The organism is Mucilaginibacter sp. P2_D11, assembly GCF_056404435.1.
On record NZ_JBFUEA010000003.1, the window covers coordinates 121,674 to 137,367 of the forward strand.

Below are 15,694 nucleotides of genomic sequence, written 5' to 3' on the forward strand. Positions count from 1 at the left end.
CCGCAAAGGTATATTTTTTTGAGAAATTGGTAAACCTTTGGCTTATAATCTGTTCTCTAATTGCATCAGCTTTAGTTTGAGTACTGCACCTATTGTCACAGAATCGGTTATTTCGCCGGCGTTTATCATCCGGTAAACCTCATCAAAGGGTACTTTGTTTACTAGCAGTTGCTCGGTATCTTCAGGCTCGGCCTCGTGCTGCTCCAGCCCCCGGGCCATATAAATAATGCACAGTTCATCGCTTACCGAATTGGAGAGGTGCATCTGCAGTATCTCGGTCCACTCGCTGGCTTTAAGGCCTGTTTCTTCCAGCAGCTCGCGTTTGGCCGATTCTAATGGGTCGGTGCCCTCCGGGCCTCCGCCTTCGGGTATTTCCCAGCAATACTGGTTCAGTACAAAGCGGTATTGGCCAACCAGGTAAGTGTTCATATCTGCATCCAGCGGAATAACGCCTATGGCTACATTTTTGAAATGCACCTTGCCGTAAATGCCCGGGTTGCCCGATGGGTTGAGCACCTGGTACTCGGTAACGTTTATCCAGGGGTTATCATATACGTTTTGTTCGCCGGTTATTGTCCAGGGGTTTTCGGTAGGGTGTTGCATGGTGTCTGAATCAGAATTTAAGAATTTTCAGAATGCCTTTAAATCGCACCTAAAATAAGCAATTATACCGCCTTCCCGGTATTATTCCGCTTCAAATATCCCGGCACGTTTACCAGCAATATGCCGGCTAATATGATAAACAAACTTAAAAGCTGGGCGGTGTTCACTTCCTCGTGTATAAACAACCAGCCCAAAAACACCGCTACAACCGGGTTTACGTAAGTATGCGTGCTGATAATTGCCGGCGGTTTGATACTCAGTAGCCACACGAAAGATTGATAGGCAATAAGCGAACCCATTACGATAAGGAATATAAGGCCTGCCCAGGCTTCGCCCTTTACCGCACTAAACGAGAAGCCAATCTGCTCGCTTTTGCAAAAAGCTACCACGGCTGCTGCAAGGCCGGCCGCCAATAATTGCACGCAGGCATTCATCACGGTAGAGCTTTTCCCGTCGCTACCCTTTACAATGAGCGAGCCTGTTATCCATAACAACGCACCAAATAATATGGCCACGCTGGCAACGATCGCCATCGGTGAGGGGTGTATTTGGGCTACCCCCAGTTTCATAAACAAAAAGATGCCTATAAAGCCGATGATGAGCCCGCTAACGATAAATTTATTAGAGAAGTACTCCTTCCAGCGTTTGCGGTCTATCACCAAAAGCATCAAAGGCTCTGTGGCTACCAGTATAGCAGCCTGGCCCGAACTGATGTACTGCTCGGCCCATGCTATAACGCCGGTGCCCCCTACAAGCATCAATGTACCGGCCAGCGCATGGCGCAGCATCGCTTTCGTCTCGGGGAAGCTTTCTCCTTTTATTTTGCACCAGGCAAGCAACAGCAACCCGGCGGTAAGGTATCGCAAACTAATTAAAATAAATGGGGGGAAACTTTGCAAGCCATATATCACCGCCAGGTAGGTGCTGCCCCATACCACGTATATATTAAAGAAGGCGAATGCCACCAACAGCGGCGAGATTGCTTTTTGCGTTTTCATGTCGGTTTATGTTGGGTTGCGGCCCCTTAAAGGCGTACACCAAATAAAAGGGTATAAAAAAAGCGGCTGAAAATTTCGGCCGCTTTTGTTGATTTTAATTTATTAGGGGAATTATAATCCAAATTCGGCTTTTACCTTGTCTACGTAATCCAGCTTTTCCCAGGTAAATAGCTCTACTTCGCGCTCCAGCTTGCTGCCATCGTGAGCGTTGAAGGTTTTGGTAACTATTTCGCTTGGTTTGCCAAAGTGGCCGTAAGCTGCTGTTTCGCTATAGATAGGGTTGCGCAGTTTAAAGCGTGTCTCGATAGCATAAGGGGTCATGTTGAAAATGGCCTCCACTTTTTTGGCTATCTCGCCATCATTCAAACCAACTTTGGCAGTACCGTAGGTGTTTACGTAAATACCCATTGGCTGGGCTACGCCAATGGCGTACGATACCTGTACCAAAACTTCGGTACAAACACCGGCCGCAACCAGGTTTTTGGCAATGTGTCGGGTAGCGTAAGCTGCAGAACGGTCAACCTTAGATGGGTCTTTACCGCTGAATGCGCCGCCACCGTGCGCGCCTTTACCGCCATATGTATCAACGATAATTTTACGGCCGGTTAAGCCGGTATCGCCATGCGGGCCGCCGATAACGAACTTACCGGTAGGGTTGATATGGTATTTAATATCGCTGTTGAAGAAGTGGGCGTATTTAGGGTATTTTGCTTTTACGCGGGGTATCAAAATGCTGATGATATCATCGCTTATCTTTTTCAGCATGGTGGCTTCTTCATCAAAGTCGTCGTGCTGGGTAGATATTACGATGGCATCTATACGCTGCGGCGTGTTATCGTCGGCATATTCCAATGTAACCTGCGATTTTGCATCCGGGCGCAGGTATTTTATCTCAGTGTTTTCGCGGCGGATAGCAGCAAGCTCTATTAATAAAGCGTGTGCAATATCCAATGCCAATGGCATATAGTTGTCGGTTTCGGCAGTAGCGTAGCCAAACATCATGCCCTGGTCGCCCGCGCCTTGCTCTTCCGGTGCTTTACGCTCAACGCCCTGGTTAATATCTGGTGATTGCTCGTGTATGGCCGAAAGCACGCCGCAAGAGCTGCCATCGAACATGTACTCGCCTTTGGTGTAACCAATTTTGTTGATTACCTCGCGGGCAATCTTTTGAACGTCTAAATAAGCCTTAGATTTTACCTCGCCGGCCAAAATTACTTGTCCGGTGGTTACCAGGGTTTCGCAGGCAACTTTCGATTGTGGGTCGAACGCTAAGAAATTATCGATTAAAGCGTCGGATATTTGGTCGGCAACTTTGTCCGGGTGCCCTTCTGATACAGATTCTGAAGTGAATAAATATGGCATATTTTTATTTGAAATAAACGTTAAAGCCGAAAGTATGGATTTATTTGAAACTTGTAAAAAGAGAAGCAGGAATTAGCACTTTTTTACGTGGTTGCAACAGGTGCAGGGCAGGCCCGCACCATCAAATCAGTCCACTTACGCGGGGCAAAAATAAAACAATTTTTCACAAAGCCGAAAATACATTTACTTTTGCCGCTTGTAAAGCTATATAGTTGAAAAGGAAAGCGTTATTTATTATAAACCCGGTATCGGGAGGGAAGAAGAAAGATGGGGTGCCGGAGCTTATAAAAAAGTACCTCGACCATTCGCTGTTTGAGTATAAAACCATATTTAGTACCGGCGTAAAGCATGCGCGCGATGTTGCCCGCGAGCAGGCAAAATATTACGATATGATAGTTGCCGTAGGCGGCGATGGCACGGTTAATGAGGTGGCATCGGCCATAGCGGGCACGAACACGGTACTGGGCGTTATACCTTATGGTTCGGGCAACGGGCTATCGCGCTTCTTAAGCGTACCTATGGATGCCGAGGGGGCTATAAAAGGCATCAATGCGGGCCGTATAATTACCATAGATGCAGGCAAGATGAACGACCGGTGGTTCTTCAATATGGCAGGGATGGGTTTCGATGCCCATATTAGCCAGGTATTTGCCAACGGAAGCACCAAACGAGGGTTTATCGGCTACCTTAAATCGTCCATCCGCGAGATTTCGAGTTATAAAGCACAGCAATACCTTATTAATATAGACGGCGTGGAGTACCGGCGCGAAGCATTTATGCTGAGCATTGCCAATTCGTCGCAATACGGTAACAATGCACATATATCGCCAACGGCCTCGGTGCAGGATGGGCTGCTTGATGTTTGCATCATTAAACCCTTCCCGTTATACCGTTTCCCGGAGATGGGCTTCCGGATGCTTTTCAAAGCAAGCGAAAGCTCTAAATATGTAGAGATTATCAAAGGGAAGAACATCAGCATCACCCGTATGCAGCCCGGCCCTATCCATTTAGATGGCGAGCCGAGGGAAGCCGGCATAGATATAGCAATAAACGTAATGCCCGCCACGCTGCAAATTATTGTTGGCGATAACTATAAAGGCTGATAACCATGGCAAAGAAAAACTATACCGGCATCATGTACTCTACCGACCCTGATTTCCAATATCAGGAGGAGGGTAGCCATGCCCAGGAAACCCTGCCGCCTCAGCAACAAAACCTCAAAATATTCCTCGATCGCATAAAAGGCAACAAGCTGGTAACCCGTGTAAACGGTTTTATAGGTATCGATGCCGATTTAGAGGCCATAGGCAAAAAACTGAAAACTAAATGCGGTGTTGGCGGTTCTACCAAAGATGGCGAAGTGCTACTGCAAGGCGATTTTAGGGACAAGGTGCTCACCTTATTACAGGCAGATGGCTACAAAGCCAAAAAGGCCGGCGGATAATCGTAAAAACTACACTAAATATTTACTTTGGATGCACCCTTTGGGCAGCAAAATGCATTCGATGCACGATTTGTTTCAACTTGTACCAACTTGTACAGCCATACCCCATGCTGAGGGGCACAATCTTTATTATTTTCGGGGCATAGTGCTTTGTGTTACAGGGCTTTTACGCCAGGGATTTGCCTGCTTGCGGCATTTTAAAATTTGACTGATAAAAATCCGGGAGTGGCCAATGCGTAAAAACGACACACTGTGCGGCAAAAACATAGCTGCGACTATTGCTTAGACATTACTATATCAGCTTAGTTACACACTTTTTATGGCCCAAAGTTTGCTATTGACAAAAAAAATGGGTTTTATTGCAGAATATTATTTGACAAAAACACAATTTTACCGCGTAATAGCGTTATGTATTACCATTTTGCAAAACGGCTTCGCGGCCTATATTAAATTATTATAAACAATTACATAAAAAGTTTTTTTAATTCATTTAAATTCTATTTTTGTTAACCGCTTAATACGCACACATTTTTATTAACTTATATTACTAACAAAACGAAAACTAAAATCAAAAGTAATGGCAACTGCACCAACAAAACCAACTACCCCTGTTAAGAAAGAAAGCTCAAGTGCATCAGGCGCATTTGCAACTTTAACTATTCCAATTTGCATCGCTGTGGCCGTATGTATTTACATCTTCATATTGGGCGATGGAAGTCATTATAAAGGTGGCAACTCTGAGAATGATGTGAATCCCGGCGATTACTTCGGTATCATCCACAAAGGTGGTGTTATCGTGCCTATCATCATGTCTTACCTGTTAATGGTTATCGTGTTCTCTATCGAGAGGGCAATCGTTATCGGCAAAGCTTCTGGTACCGGCAACGTAGATGTATTCGTTAAAAAAATCACATCGTTATTAAACGCCGGCGATATCAAAGCTGCCAGCGCTGCCTGCGATACTCAAAAAGGTTCGGTAGCAAACGTTATCAAATCGGGCTTGAAGAAATACAAAGAAATGGAAGAAGAGCCAAACCTGGATGTTGACCAGAAAACTTTGGCTATCCAAAAAGACATCGAAGAAGCAACTGCTTTGGAAATGCCAATGTTAGAGCAAAACCTTACCATCATTGCTACCCTGGTATCTATCGGTACATTAACCGGTTTGTTGGGTACGGTAATCGGTATGATCAAGGCCTTCGGTGCGTTAGCAGCTTCTGGTGCTCCAAACCAATCAGCCCTGTCTAACTCAATCTCTGAAGCGCTTATCAACACTGCGTTGGGTATCGGTACTTCTGCCGTATCAATCGTAATGTACAACTTGTTTACTTCTAAGATAGACAAGCTTACTTACGCTATCGACGAAACAGGCTTCAGCATTGTTCAAACATTCGCTGCATCGCATAAAAACAGCAGGTAATAAAAATATTAGTGCTTGTTTCCACGTTATGACAAAATATAATTTGGAATTTATTTGAAATTGTAACACTTAATATTTAACTTTACACCATGCCAAGAGTAAAAGTCCAAAGAAAGAGCACTTCGATAGATATGACCGCCATGTGCGACGTAGCTTTCTTATTGCTTACCTTCTTTATATTAACAGCAAAACCAAGGACCGAGGATCCTGTACCGGTTGACATACCGGCATCCACAACGGTACAACCTATCCCTGATGATAACATGCTGATGTTAACTGTGGGCCAGGGCAAAGTGTTCTTCTCTGTAGATGGTAATGATATCCGTAAACAATTGCTTATTCAGATGGGCGAGAAATACGGCATCCCGTTTACCCCGGCGCAACAGGAAAAATTTGCGGGGCTGCCAATATTTGGCGTGCCGCTAAACAAACTGGGCGGTTTCCTGGATTTGGATGCAGAGGGAAGGAAAGCTTTCCAGCAAGAAGGTATCCCGCATGATACGACCGACAATAACGAGCTGTCTGACTGGATCCGCGAGGCGCGCCGCGTAGATGTAAGTTTGCACGGGCTAGCATTGCGTGTTTCCATCAAAGGGGATAACAAAGAAGAATACCCAACCATCAAGAAACTGATAGGCGTTCTTCAGAAACAAAAGATAAACAAGTTCGCGCTGATCACTACGATCAAATCGGATCCTAAAAAATAAAAAGATGGCAGAATTAGATACCTCCGGCGGGGGTAAACATAAAGGCGGCAAGGTTCGCAGTAAAAAAGCCTCTACGCGCGTGGATTTAACCGCGATGGTGGATTTGGCTTTCTTGCTCATCACCTTCTTTATGCTTACCACTACGCTATCAAAACCAAAGGCAATGGATTTAACCATGCCAGATAAGGATGAGAAGACAAAAGACCAGTTGCCTATGGCAGCGTCGCGATCTATGACCTTGCTGTTGGGTGCCAACAACAAAGTAGAATGGTTTATTGGCGAGCCAGGCAAAACCCAGCCAACTACCGAAGGCTACGGTAAAGACGGCTTGCGTAAAACCCTCATCGAAAAAGGAAAAGAAATACAACAGAGTACGGGTAAATTCATGTTTGTGCTAATCAAACCAAGCGATAAATCAAACTATAAAAACATAGTTGATACGATTGACGAGATGAACATAACAGGTGTGCAATCGTACGCAATTGTTGATATCCTACCTGCAGAGCTTGAACTGCTCAAAAGGGATGGCAATTATTAAGTATAAATTAATGCGATAAGACAATGTTAGGATCAAAATTAGACATTCTAAACCAGCAATGGATAGACGTTGTTTTTAAAGGCCGTAACAAAGATTATGGAGCATACGAATTACGTAAGGACAATCCTCGTCATACCAACAAGGCCCTTATTATTGGCGTAGCTGTATTTGTTTTTGCGATATCCTTTAAAACAATCCTCAATAAAATTGAGGGCTTTATCCCTAAGGCTGACGAAAAGGTGAAGATTACCGAGGTGGTGCTTCCGCCGCCACCGGTAGATCAAACCAAGAAACCACCTCCGCCACCTCCGGAACCACCAAAACCGAAGATTGACCAGGTGCGTTTCCCTCCTCCGGTTGTAAAACCTGATAATGAGGTACAGGAGAAAGAACCTCCTACCCAGGAAGAGCTGAAAGTTGCCGACCCTGGTCAGAAAGACCAAAAAGGTGACCCGAATGCTGATATCAGGATTGAAGAACCTGTAGGTAATGCAGACGTAAAGCAAGTAGTTGAGGATAACCCTAACCAGATTTTCCAGGCGGTAGAGCAGCAACCTGCTTTCCCGGGCGGCGATGGCGGTTTTGGTAAATACTTAGGTAAAGCAATACACTACCCGGCTGTTGCCAGGGAAAATAATGTACAGGGCCGCGTAATTTTGACCTTCGTGGTTGAAAAAGACGGGTCGTTGACAGATATCAAGGTACTTAGGGGTATAGGCAGCGGTTGCGACGAAGAAGCAATACGCGCTTTGAAAGCTTCCCCGAAATGGAAACCAGGTATACAAAACGGTCGCCCTGTTCGTGTACAGTTTAGTGTACCCGTAGCGTTCTCGCTTTCTTCAGAAGAGTAATTTAATGTTACCTGATAATAACAAAGAGCAAAAATCGCCCAAAAGGCGGTTTTTGCTTATTTTAGGAGTTGTTACATTCGTGGCACTTTTAGTTCTTGGGCTGTTGTTGATATTCCTGGATAACTTCCCGCCGCGATTAGACCCTACCCAAAAGAAGTTGTTTGGTGGGTTTGTATTAGTTTATGCAGTGTTGCGTTTTTCGCGCTATTTAAAAAGAAAGCCCGATAATGAAGAATAAGTATTTCCTTTTGTTGATAGGTGCACTGTTTATTTTAGCATTTCAGTGCTGTAAAGAAAATAAAAAGGATGGGAAAGCAGTTATAGTAGACGGTTTTACGTCGGGTACGCTCACTTTTGCAGCCGACGAGTCGTTTTCGCCGATAGTAGGCGAAGAAGAATATGTGTTCAGGGCCCTTTACCCCGATGCAAAGCCGGAAATAAAATACGCGCCTGAAAGCCAAACGATAAACGCCTTGATGAATGATAAGGTAAGGGTGGCCATTATTTCGCGCGAACTGGATACAACAGAGGTCGGTATTTTAAGGAGAAGGGCATTGGCCCCCGATGTTAATAAATTTGCCGTTGATGCCGTTGCGTTGATTGTTAACCAGGCATCTAACGATACTTTAATATCGGTTAAAGAGGTGATAGCCATGCTTAATGGCAAGGCTAAAACCGATAAAAACATCGTTTTTGATAACCCCAACTCAAGTTTGGTAAGATATTTGAAACAAATATCGGGGAACAAAGATTTTACACAGAAGAACATATACGCGCTGAAATCTAATAAAGAAGTTATAAAGTACGTAAGCACTCACCCTGATGCCATTGGCATTACCGGATTTGCCTGGCTAAACGATCCTGATAAGGATTATGCGGACGACGTAAATAAGGTGAAGATAATGGGTGTTAAGGACGAAAGCAGTAAAACTGCGCCTAAAGAGTACTTTAAACCATCGCAGACAACGCTCGTCCAACATACGTATCCATTGAGCAGATCGCTGTACATAGTTGATTGCACAGGCAGAAAAGGATTGGGAGCAGGCTTTGCATCATTTTTAGCCAGCGAGCGCGGACAAAGGATAATATTGAAATCAGGCTTGCTGCCCGAGTCAATCCCCTCAAGGGAAATAAATATTAAACACTAATACTGAATACTAATTAAGAAACTAAGATAAGATGAAAATGATCAGTAAAATAAGTAAACTAGTTTTAGCGCTGGCATTTGTAGGCTCGTCGGTTTTTGCGCAGAGTTTAGAGGATGCGAAAAAAGCCATCGATGCAGAGCAATACCAGAAAGCTAAGGGCATGCTTAAGAATTTAACCGTTACCCAATCTACAAAAGACGAGAACTTTTTTTACCTGGGTTGGGTTTACATTTTGCAGGATTACACCGATTCTGCCAGAACCGTATTCAACAAAGGGATTGCCGTTAACCCTAAGTCGGCTCTTAACTACGCAGGTTTGGGCGTTGCCGCATTTGTTGATAAAGACAGGGCTACCGCAACAACCAACTTTAACCAGGCCATTGCTTTAGCAGGCAAAGCCAGCAAGCCTTACGCTTATATAGGTAAAGGTTATTTGATGTCGCCAGTGAACGATAGGGTATCTCCTGCTGATGCTGATGCAGCAATCGCTATTCTGAATAAAGGAAAGGCATTGAACGCTAAAGACGTAGACGTGTTGCTAGCCCTGGGCGATGCTTACCGCACGCAATCTAAAAACACCGAAGCATTGGGTAACTACCAGGCAGCGCTGGAGATAGATCCAAAACTGGCAGCTGCAAAAGTGGCTACAGGTGTGATCTGGAAATTCGCTAATAACTTCGAATCATCAGAAACTGAGTTTCAGGCTGCTTTAGCTATCGACCCTAATTATGGCCCTGCTTACCGCGAATGGGCAGAAACCGATGTGCGTTGGGCTTTAACAGACCCTAAAGTGGCATCCGTAAAAGTTAAGGAAGCTACTGAGCAGTATCGTAAATACCTATCGTTAACAGACCTTTCGGTAGAGTCGCGCTTACGTTATGCCGACTTCCTGGTGTACTCAGGCGATTGGAAGACTTTGCAGACAGAAGCTGCAGAATTGGCCAAAGTGTCTAGTAACTTAAAAGTTCAGCGCTATTTGTTGTATTCATCGTATGAAAATAAGGATTATCCAGCTGCGTTGGCAGCAGGTAATGCATGGATACAAAAAGCCGAAGCAAAACGTGTGATCCCGCGCGACTTGGTTTACCTGGGCCGTGTGCAAATCGCTTCTGGCTTGGATTCTTTGGGTATCAATTCATTGCGCCAGGCTGCCACCTTAGATACTACCCAGGCAGATGTTTACCAGGAAATAGGTAAATCATTATATAGCAAAAAGAAATACCTGGAAGCTGCTGAAGCTTACAGAAATTATATCGCTAAATCGCGTAAGACTACGCTGAACGATTACTTGGCTCAAGGCTTAAGCTATTACAAAGCTTATAGCGAACAGTTCTTTAGCACTGCTAAGCCAAAGCCTACACCGGATTCGACGTTATTGATCAAAGCCGACACAGCGTTCAGCTATATCCAGCACAAAGCATCATCGCCTTTGGCAATTGTGGCCCTATACCAGGCGCGTGCCAACGACTTTAAAGAACCGGCCGACAGGACTTTATACAAAGGTTACGCTAAGCCTTATTATGAGCAATACATACAGTTGGTTACGGCTAAGGGCGTAACAGATGCAGATAAATCTTTCATGGCCGAAGCTTACGCTTACTTAGGTTACTACTATGAGTTTAAGGAAAAAGACGACGCTAAAGCCGCCGAAAATTTTACCAAAGCTAAGGAGTACGATCCGGCAAATAAAGCTGCGATAAACTACTTCCAAAGGAAAGCCCAGGGGGCGAAAGGCAAGTAACACCTGCCCTTTAAAAATAATAAGAGCCCCTTGCAAAAGGGGCTTTTTTATTATCGGCTCATTTGTATATTTGCAGCATGGAATTACAAAGTTCACCCGGCGATTTTCTTCCGATTATATTCCAGATGCTGGTTGCGCTGGGTTTTGTGGTTACAACCATGTTTGTTACGCACAAAATAGGCCCCAAACGTGTTACTAAGGATAAGCTCACCCCGTTCGAATCGGGTATAGAGGTTGTGGGTAACGCCCGCAGCGCAGTTTCTATCAAGTACTTCCTCGTGGCCATCCTTTTTGTGCTGTTTGATGTGGAAGTAATTTTCATGTACCCCTGGGCGGTAAATTTTCGCGAGTTGGGCAAGGATGGGCTGATAGAGATGTTTATTTTTATGGCAACATTACTGGCTGGTTTTATCTACATTATTAAAAAAGGTGCTCTGGATTGGGATTAGTTTAGACTGATTCTAAATATATTGGCTCTCCTTTCTTCGTGTACTCGTTACAACGTATTTTATTAAATTTGCACATCAGTTTTAGCTGATGGGTTTATTTTATTTGATAGAAATTCATGAGTGATATTCAAATAGTTGAGGCCCCCGCAGGGGTAGAAGGTTCCGGCTTTTTTGCCACATCGCTTGATAAAGCGATAGGTGTGGCCCGGGCAAACTCGTTATGGCCCTTACCATTCGCAACCTCTTGCTGTGGCATCGAATTTATGGCCACCATGGCCTCTACGTACGATCTTAGCCGTTTCGGTGCCGAGCGTTTGAGTTTTTCGCCGCGCCAGGCAGATTTGTTGATGGTGATGGGTACTATATCAAAAAAAATGGGCCCGGTTTTACGCCAGGTGTATCTGCAAATGGCCGAGCCACGCTGGGTAATGGCCGTTGGCGCATGTGCATCAAGCGGTGGTATTTTTGATACTTACTCGGTTTTGCAAGGGATTGACGAAGTGATACCGGTAGACGTTTACGTACCCGGCTGCCCACCGCGCCCCGAAGCAATAATAGATGGTTTTATGGCGATACAGGAGTTGGTTAAAACTGAAACCGGCCGCCGCCGTCAGGAACCCAAATACCAGGCATTGTTAGCTAAATACGGAATACAATAATGGGTAAGATAGCTAACGAAGTACTGCTACAGGCATTGGGCGAGAAATTCCCCGGCCAGGTTACCGAGCTTAACCAGGATTACGGACTTTTAACGGTAGAAACCGGCAGGGAACAGATTGGCGACGTGCTTGCCTACCTCAAGAACGACCCGGAGTTGAAGTTTATTTTCCTTACGGATATAACGGCTATTCATTATCCTGAACTGGAGAAGGCGATAGGGGTTATTTACCACTTGCATAGTTTAACTACCAATACGCGCATTCGTGTAAAGGTTTTTCTTTCTGCCGACGACGTGCACATCCCAACGGCTACAACGCTATGGGAAGGCGCCAACTGGATGGAAAGAGAAACATATGATTTTTTTGGGGTGATATTTGACGGGCATCCCGACCTGAGGAGGATACTGAACGTGGATGACATGACGGTGTTCCCGATGAGAAAAGAGTTCCCGCTGGAAGATCCAAACCGTATTGATAAAAAAGATTACTTTTTTGGAAGATAATGCAGAACCATCCCGTATATACAGATAACGATCCGCAAACCGAGCATTCCACGCTTAACCTCGGCCCAACGCACCCTGCTACGCACGGCGTATTTCAAAACGTGCTGGAGATGGATGGCGAGAGGATAGTTAGCGGCGTATCAACCATAGGCTACATACATCGCGCTTTCGAAAAGATTGCCGAACACCGCCCCTTTTACCAGATAACCCCGCTTACCGATAGGTTGAACTACTGCTCATCGCCCATCAATAATATGGGCTGGCACATGACGGTTGAGAAACTGCTTGGCATTACTATGCCGAAACGTGTTGATTATATGCGTGTGATCATTATGGAGCTTGCCCGTATTGCAGATCATATTGTGTGTAACTCGATATTAGGCGTAGATACCGGCGCGTTGACGGGTTTTACCTACATGATGCAGTATCGCGAAGCGATATACGAAGTTTACGAAGAAATTTGCGGCTCGCGCCTCACCACCAACATCGGTCGTATAGGCGGTTTCGAGCGCAACTTCAATGATATCGCTTTCCGTAAGATAAAGAAAGTATTAAAGGATTTCAACTACGGTTTAAAGGAATTCGAAAGCCTTTTTAACCGTAACCGCATTTTTGTTGATCGTACGCGCGGCGTGGCTGCTGTTACCGCAGAGGATGCCCTTAACTATAGCTGGAGCGGCCCTATATTGCGTGCCACAGGTGTTGATTATGATGTAAGGGCCATGGAGCCGTATTCATCGTACGAGGATTTCGATTTTGAAGTACCGGTTGGTGATAACGGCGACGTTTACGCCCGCTTTTTGGTGCGCAACGAAGAGATGTGGCAAAGCATGCGCCTGATAGAGCAGGCCCTTGCCAAAATAGAGAAAGAACCATCAGATATCTTCCACGCGGATGTGCCGGCGTTTTACCTGCCTCCGAAGGAAGAAGTTTACAATAACATGGAAGCTCTTATCTATCACTTCAAAATAGTGATGGGCGAAGTGGAAACCCCGAATTCTGAAGTTTACCACGCAGTGGAAGGCGCTAACGGAGAACTTGGTTTTTACCTGGTGAACGATGGTGGCCGCTCGCCATACCGTTTGCATTTCCGCAGGCCAAGCTTCATCAATTACCAGATGTATGCGCCCATGAGCCGCGGCATGCTGTTATCTGATGCCATTATTAACATGAGTAGTTTAAATGTAATAGCAGGAGAGTTAGATGCTTAGCGTACAAGATACCAATACGCCGGTTACATTTTCGCCGGAGCTTACAGCCAAATTTGCTGATGTAGTTAGCCGTTACCCTGTGGGTAAGCAAAAATCGGCATTGCTGCCGATATTGCATTTGGTGCAGGCCGAATACGGCTGGGTAAGCCCACCGGCAATGGATAGCGTTGCAGAATACCTTTCAATTCAATCGATAGAGGTTTACGAGGTAGCATCGTTTTACACCATGTACTTTTTAAAGCCCCAAGGGAAGTACATGCTGGAAGTTTGCCGCACGGGCCCTTGTGAAATTGTAGGCGCAACGCCCATAATGGAACACATAGAAAAAACGCTTGGCGTAAAAGAGGGCGATGTTACCGAAGACGGTCTGTTTAGTTGGAGAGGTGTTGAGTGCCTTGCAGCATGCGGTTATGGCCCGGTATTGCAAATTGCCCCGGAATATACATTTTACGAGAACTTAACCGCCGCTTCGGTTGATAAACTGATCAGTGATTTAAAAGCAAAAGGCAGTGGTAACTAAAGGCTGGCTGATTTTTAGGGACATAACGCATGCTTTATTGATTGCGTTGTTATTCCTCCCATCAAACCCAATAGGAGTTGACGGATTTATAAAGGTGTTTATTGTTATTCTGGTACTGGGGCATCGTATTTGGCAACATATACAGTACTACAAATTAACCGGCAAAATATATTAATACGGATGGCACGTAAATTACTGTTAGAACATATAAACGTACCTGGTATCGAAACCTTTGATGTGTACCGCTCTAAAGGCGGCTATGCAGCAGTGGAGAAGGCCCTGAAAACCCTCACGCCAGAAGAAATTGTGGAAGAGGTGAAAAAATCGGGCTTGCGTGGCCGTGGTGGCGCCGGTTTCCCTACCGGGATGAAGTGGAGCTTTTTGGCCAAGCCGGAAGGCGTAGCACGTTACCTGGTTTGCAACGGCGACGAATCTGAACCCGGTACGTTTAAAGACCGTTTCCTGATGACTTACATCCCTCACCTGTTGATTGAGGGGATGATCGTATCCAGCTTTGCGCTGGGTGCAAATACATCGTATATATACCTGCGCGGCGAAATGATGCCGCAGATACGCATCCTTGAAAAAGCCATTGCAGAAGCAAAAGCAAAAGGCTTTTTGGGCAAGAATATTTTAGGTACGGGTTACGACCTGGAACTATACGTACAGCCCGGCGGCGGTGCTTACATCTGCGGAGAAGAAACCGCTTTGTTAGAATCGCTTGAAGGTAAACGCGGCAACCCAAGGATAAAACCACCATTCCCGGCTATTGCGGGTTTGTACGGTTGCCCTACGGTAGTAAACAATGTTGAATCTATTGCGGCTGTAGTACCTATCATTAACGATGGTGGCGAAGAGTATGCTAAGATTGGCATAGGCCGCAGCACAGGTACCAAGCTGATATCAGCCGGCGGTAACCTGAAAAGGCCCGGCGTTTACGAGATTGACCTGGGCCTTTCGTGTGAAGAATTTGTTTACGGTGACGATTATTGCCAGGGCATAGCCAACGGCAAACGTCTTAAGGCGGTTGTTGCAGGCGGGTCATCAGTACCGATTCTTCCTGCTAATTTGTTTTTGAAGACGGTTAATAACGAGGCCCGCTTGATGAGCTACGAATCGTTATCGGATGGCGGTTTCGTAAGCGGCACCATGCTGGGTTCGGGCGGTTTCATAGCTTATGACGAAGACCAGTGTATCGTGCGCAATACCTGGAATTTTTCAAGATTCTACCACCATGAAAGCTGTGGGCAATGCTCGCCATGCCGCGAAGGCACAGGCTGGATGGAGAAAGTTTTGCACCGCCTGGAATACGGTCATGGCAAAATGAGCGACATTGATTTGCTGGTAGATGTATCGAAAAAGATAGAAGGTAACACTATTTGCCCACTTGGCGATGCAGCAGCCTGGCCGGTTGCCAGTGCTATACGCCATTTTAGGGATGAGTTTGAATGGCACGTAACAAATGCCTACGAAGCAACAACACGCAATTACGGGATAGCACATTACGCTGATCCGTTGAATGCGGTTGTAGCGTAGTAAA

General features: G+C 45.4%; 19 protein-coding genes. 15 read left to right on the top strand and 4 right to left on the bottom strand.

The annotated features are described in order from the left end of the window. Positions 1–42: 42 nt before the first annotated feature. From AC1DXC_RS05365 to metK, 3 genes are all read right to left on the bottom strand, one after another. Complete coding sequence (locus AC1DXC_RS05365; protein ID WP_477458109.1) at positions 43–603, bottom strand: NUDIX domain-containing protein; 561 nt, start codon at positions 601–603, stop codon at positions 43–45. 62 nt (positions 604–665) lie between these two features. Further along, positions 666–1,601, bottom strand: a complete 936-nt coding sequence (locus tag AC1DXC_RS05370) for an EamA family transporter (RefSeq protein WP_477458110.1) — start codon at positions 1,599–1,601, stop codon at positions 666–668. A gap of 111 nt (positions 1,602–1,712) precedes the next feature. Next, entirely contained in the window at positions 1,713–2,963 is a 1,251-nt protein-coding gene (gene metK, locus AC1DXC_RS05375; RefSeq protein ID WP_477458111.1) for a methionine adenosyltransferase, read from the bottom strand. A 212-nt stretch (positions 2,964–3,175) separates the two neighbouring features. On the opposite strand from metK, the gene AC1DXC_RS05380 reads away from it, so the two are divergent. Together AC1DXC_RS05380 and AC1DXC_RS05385 are read left to right on the top strand one after the other, a co-directional pair. Next, positions 3,176–4,066, top strand: coding sequence for a diacylglycerol/lipid kinase family protein (locus AC1DXC_RS05380; RefSeq protein ID WP_477458112.1), 891 nt, complete (start codon positions 3,176–3,178; stop codon positions 4,064–4,066). Between the two features lie 5 nt (positions 4,067–4,071). Then, positions 4,072–4,407, top strand: coding sequence for a translation initiation factor (locus AC1DXC_RS05385; protein ID WP_477458113.1), 336 nt, complete (start codon positions 4,072–4,074; stop codon positions 4,405–4,407). A gap of 534 nt (positions 4,408–4,941) precedes the next feature. Here AC1DXC_RS05385 and AC1DXC_RS05390 read toward each other — a convergent pair. Beyond that, positions 4,942–5,079 carry a hypothetical protein gene (locus tag AC1DXC_RS05390; protein ID WP_477458114.1) on the bottom strand — a complete coding sequence of 46 codons (138 nt, stop codon included), beginning with the start codon at positions 5,077–5,079 and terminating at the stop codon, positions 4,942–4,944. 4 nt (positions 5,080–5,083) lie between these two features. Between AC1DXC_RS05390 and AC1DXC_RS05395 the strand changes: the two genes are divergently transcribed. The 13 genes from AC1DXC_RS05395 (at position 5,084) to nuoF (ending at position 15,690) form a co-directional block, all read left to right on the top strand. Beyond that, the gene (locus AC1DXC_RS05395; RefSeq protein WP_477458115.1) at positions 5,084–5,827 is read left to right on the top strand and encodes a MotA/TolQ/ExbB proton channel family protein; all 744 of its coding nucleotides are present in this window, start codon (positions 5,084–5,086) and stop codon (positions 5,825–5,827) included. A gap of 89 nt (positions 5,828–5,916) precedes the next feature. After that, on the top strand, positions 5,917–6,534 hold the full coding sequence (locus AC1DXC_RS05400) for an ExbD/TolR family protein (RefSeq protein ID WP_477458116.1): 618 nt from the start codon (positions 5,917–5,919) through the stop codon (positions 6,532–6,534). A 4-nt stretch (positions 6,535–6,538) separates the two neighbouring features. Beyond that, positions 6,539–7,072, top strand: coding sequence for an ExbD/TolR family protein (locus AC1DXC_RS05405; RefSeq protein ID WP_477458117.1), 534 nt, complete (start codon positions 6,539–6,541; stop codon positions 7,070–7,072). A gap of 23 nt (positions 7,073–7,095) precedes the next feature. Further along, positions 7,096–7,923, top strand: a complete 828-nt coding sequence (locus tag AC1DXC_RS05410) for an energy transducer TonB (RefSeq protein ID WP_477458118.1) — start codon at positions 7,096–7,098, stop codon at positions 7,921–7,923. A gap of 79 nt (positions 7,924–8,002) precedes the next feature. Next, on the top strand, positions 8,003–8,161 hold the full coding sequence (locus tag AC1DXC_RS05415) for a hypothetical protein (RefSeq protein ID WP_477458119.1): 159 nt from the start codon (positions 8,003–8,005) through the stop codon (positions 8,159–8,161). Beyond that, entirely contained in the window at positions 8,151–9,071 is a 921-nt protein-coding gene (locus AC1DXC_RS05420; protein WP_477458120.1) for a PstS family phosphate ABC transporter substrate-binding protein, read from the top strand. The genes AC1DXC_RS05415 and AC1DXC_RS05420 overlap by 11 nt, the downstream gene beginning before the upstream one ends. Before the next feature lie 31 nt (positions 9,072–9,102). Further along, positions 9,103–10,812, top strand: a complete 1,710-nt coding sequence (locus AC1DXC_RS05425; protein WP_477458121.1) for a tetratricopeptide repeat protein — start codon at positions 9,103–9,105, stop codon at positions 10,810–10,812. Between the two features lie 77 nt (positions 10,813–10,889). Next, positions 10,890–11,261 carry an NADH-quinone oxidoreductase subunit A gene (locus tag AC1DXC_RS05430; RefSeq protein ID WP_477458122.1) on the top strand — a complete coding sequence of 124 codons (372 nt, stop codon included), beginning with the start codon at positions 10,890–10,892 and terminating at the stop codon, positions 11,259–11,261. 116 nt (positions 11,262–11,377) lie between these two features. Next, the gene (locus AC1DXC_RS05435) at positions 11,378–11,920 is read left to right on the top strand and encodes an NADH-quinone oxidoreductase subunit B (protein WP_477458123.1); all 543 of its coding nucleotides are present in this window, start codon (positions 11,378–11,380) and stop codon (positions 11,918–11,920) included. Then, entirely contained in the window at positions 11,920–12,423 is a 504-nt protein-coding gene (locus tag AC1DXC_RS05440; RefSeq protein WP_477458124.1) for an NADH-quinone oxidoreductase subunit C, read from the top strand. The genes AC1DXC_RS05435 and AC1DXC_RS05440 overlap by 1 nt, the downstream gene beginning before the upstream one ends. Beyond that, a complete protein-coding gene (locus tag AC1DXC_RS05445; protein WP_477458125.1) occupies positions 12,423–13,634 on the top strand; it encodes an NADH-quinone oxidoreductase subunit D in 1,212 nt (403 codons plus the stop codon). The genes AC1DXC_RS05440 and AC1DXC_RS05445 overlap by 1 nt, the downstream gene beginning before the upstream one ends. Beyond that, the gene (locus tag AC1DXC_RS05450; RefSeq protein ID WP_477458126.1) at positions 13,627–14,154 is read left to right on the top strand and encodes an NADH-quinone oxidoreductase subunit NuoE family protein; all 528 of its coding nucleotides are present in this window, start codon (positions 13,627–13,629) and stop codon (positions 14,152–14,154) included. Before AC1DXC_RS05445 ends, AC1DXC_RS05450 begins: the two co-directional genes overlap by 8 nt. A 180-nt stretch (positions 14,155–14,334) precedes the next feature. Further along, positions 14,335–15,690 carry an NADH-quinone oxidoreductase subunit NuoF gene (gene nuoF / locus AC1DXC_RS05455; RefSeq protein WP_477458127.1) on the top strand — a complete coding sequence of 452 codons (1,356 nt, stop codon included), beginning with the start codon at positions 14,335–14,337 and terminating at the stop codon, positions 15,688–15,690. Positions 15,691–15,694: the final 4 nt, after the last annotated feature.

Bases quoted from the DNA above. Each gene is read 5' to 3' on its own strand.
- AC1DXC_RS05365 (WP_477458109.1), bottom strand. From the start codon at position 603: ATGCAACACCCTACCGAAAACCCCTGGACAATAACCGGCGAACAAAAC.
- AC1DXC_RS05370 (WP_477458110.1), bottom strand. From the start codon at position 1,601: ATGAAAACGCAAAAAGCAATCTCGCCGCTGTTGGTGGCATTCGCCTTC.
- metK (WP_477458111.1), bottom strand. From the start codon at position 2,963: ATGCCATATTTATTCACTTCAGAATCTGTATCAGAAGGGCACCCGGAC.
- AC1DXC_RS05385 (WP_477458113.1), top strand. From the start codon at position 4,072: ATGGCAAAGAAAAACTATACCGGCATCATGTACTCTACCGACCCTGAT.
- AC1DXC_RS05390 (WP_477458114.1), bottom strand. From the start codon at position 5,079: ATGCAAATTGGAATAGTTAAAGTTGCAAATGCGCCTGATGCACTTGAG.
- AC1DXC_RS05400 (WP_477458116.1), top strand. From the start codon at position 5,917: ATGCCAAGAGTAAAAGTCCAAAGAAAGAGCACTTCGATAGATATGACC.
- AC1DXC_RS05405 (WP_477458117.1), top strand. From the start codon at position 6,539: ATGGCAGAATTAGATACCTCCGGCGGGGGTAAACATAAAGGCGGCAAG.
- AC1DXC_RS05410 (WP_477458118.1), top strand. From the start codon at position 7,096: ATGTTAGGATCAAAATTAGACATTCTAAACCAGCAATGGATAGACGTT.
- AC1DXC_RS05420 (WP_477458120.1), top strand. From the start codon at position 8,151: ATGAAGAATAAGTATTTCCTTTTGTTGATAGGTGCACTGTTTATTTTA.
- AC1DXC_RS05425 (WP_477458121.1), top strand. From the start codon at position 9,103: ATGAAAATGATCAGTAAAATAAGTAAACTAGTTTTAGCGCTGGCATTT.
- AC1DXC_RS05430 (WP_477458122.1), top strand. From the start codon at position 10,890: ATGGAATTACAAAGTTCACCCGGCGATTTTCTTCCGATTATATTCCAG.
- AC1DXC_RS05435 (WP_477458123.1), top strand. From the start codon at position 11,378: ATGAGTGATATTCAAATAGTTGAGGCCCCCGCAGGGGTAGAAGGTTCC.
- AC1DXC_RS05440 (WP_477458124.1), top strand. From the start codon at position 11,920: ATGGGTAAGATAGCTAACGAAGTACTGCTACAGGCATTGGGCGAGAAA.
- AC1DXC_RS05445 (WP_477458125.1), top strand. From the start codon at position 12,423: ATGCAGAACCATCCCGTATATACAGATAACGATCCGCAAACCGAGCAT.
- AC1DXC_RS05450 (WP_477458126.1), top strand. From the start codon at position 13,627: ATGCTTAGCGTACAAGATACCAATACGCCGGTTACATTTTCGCCGGAG.
- nuoF (WP_477458127.1), top strand. From the start codon at position 14,335: ATGGCACGTAAATTACTGTTAGAACATATAAACGTACCTGGTATCGAA.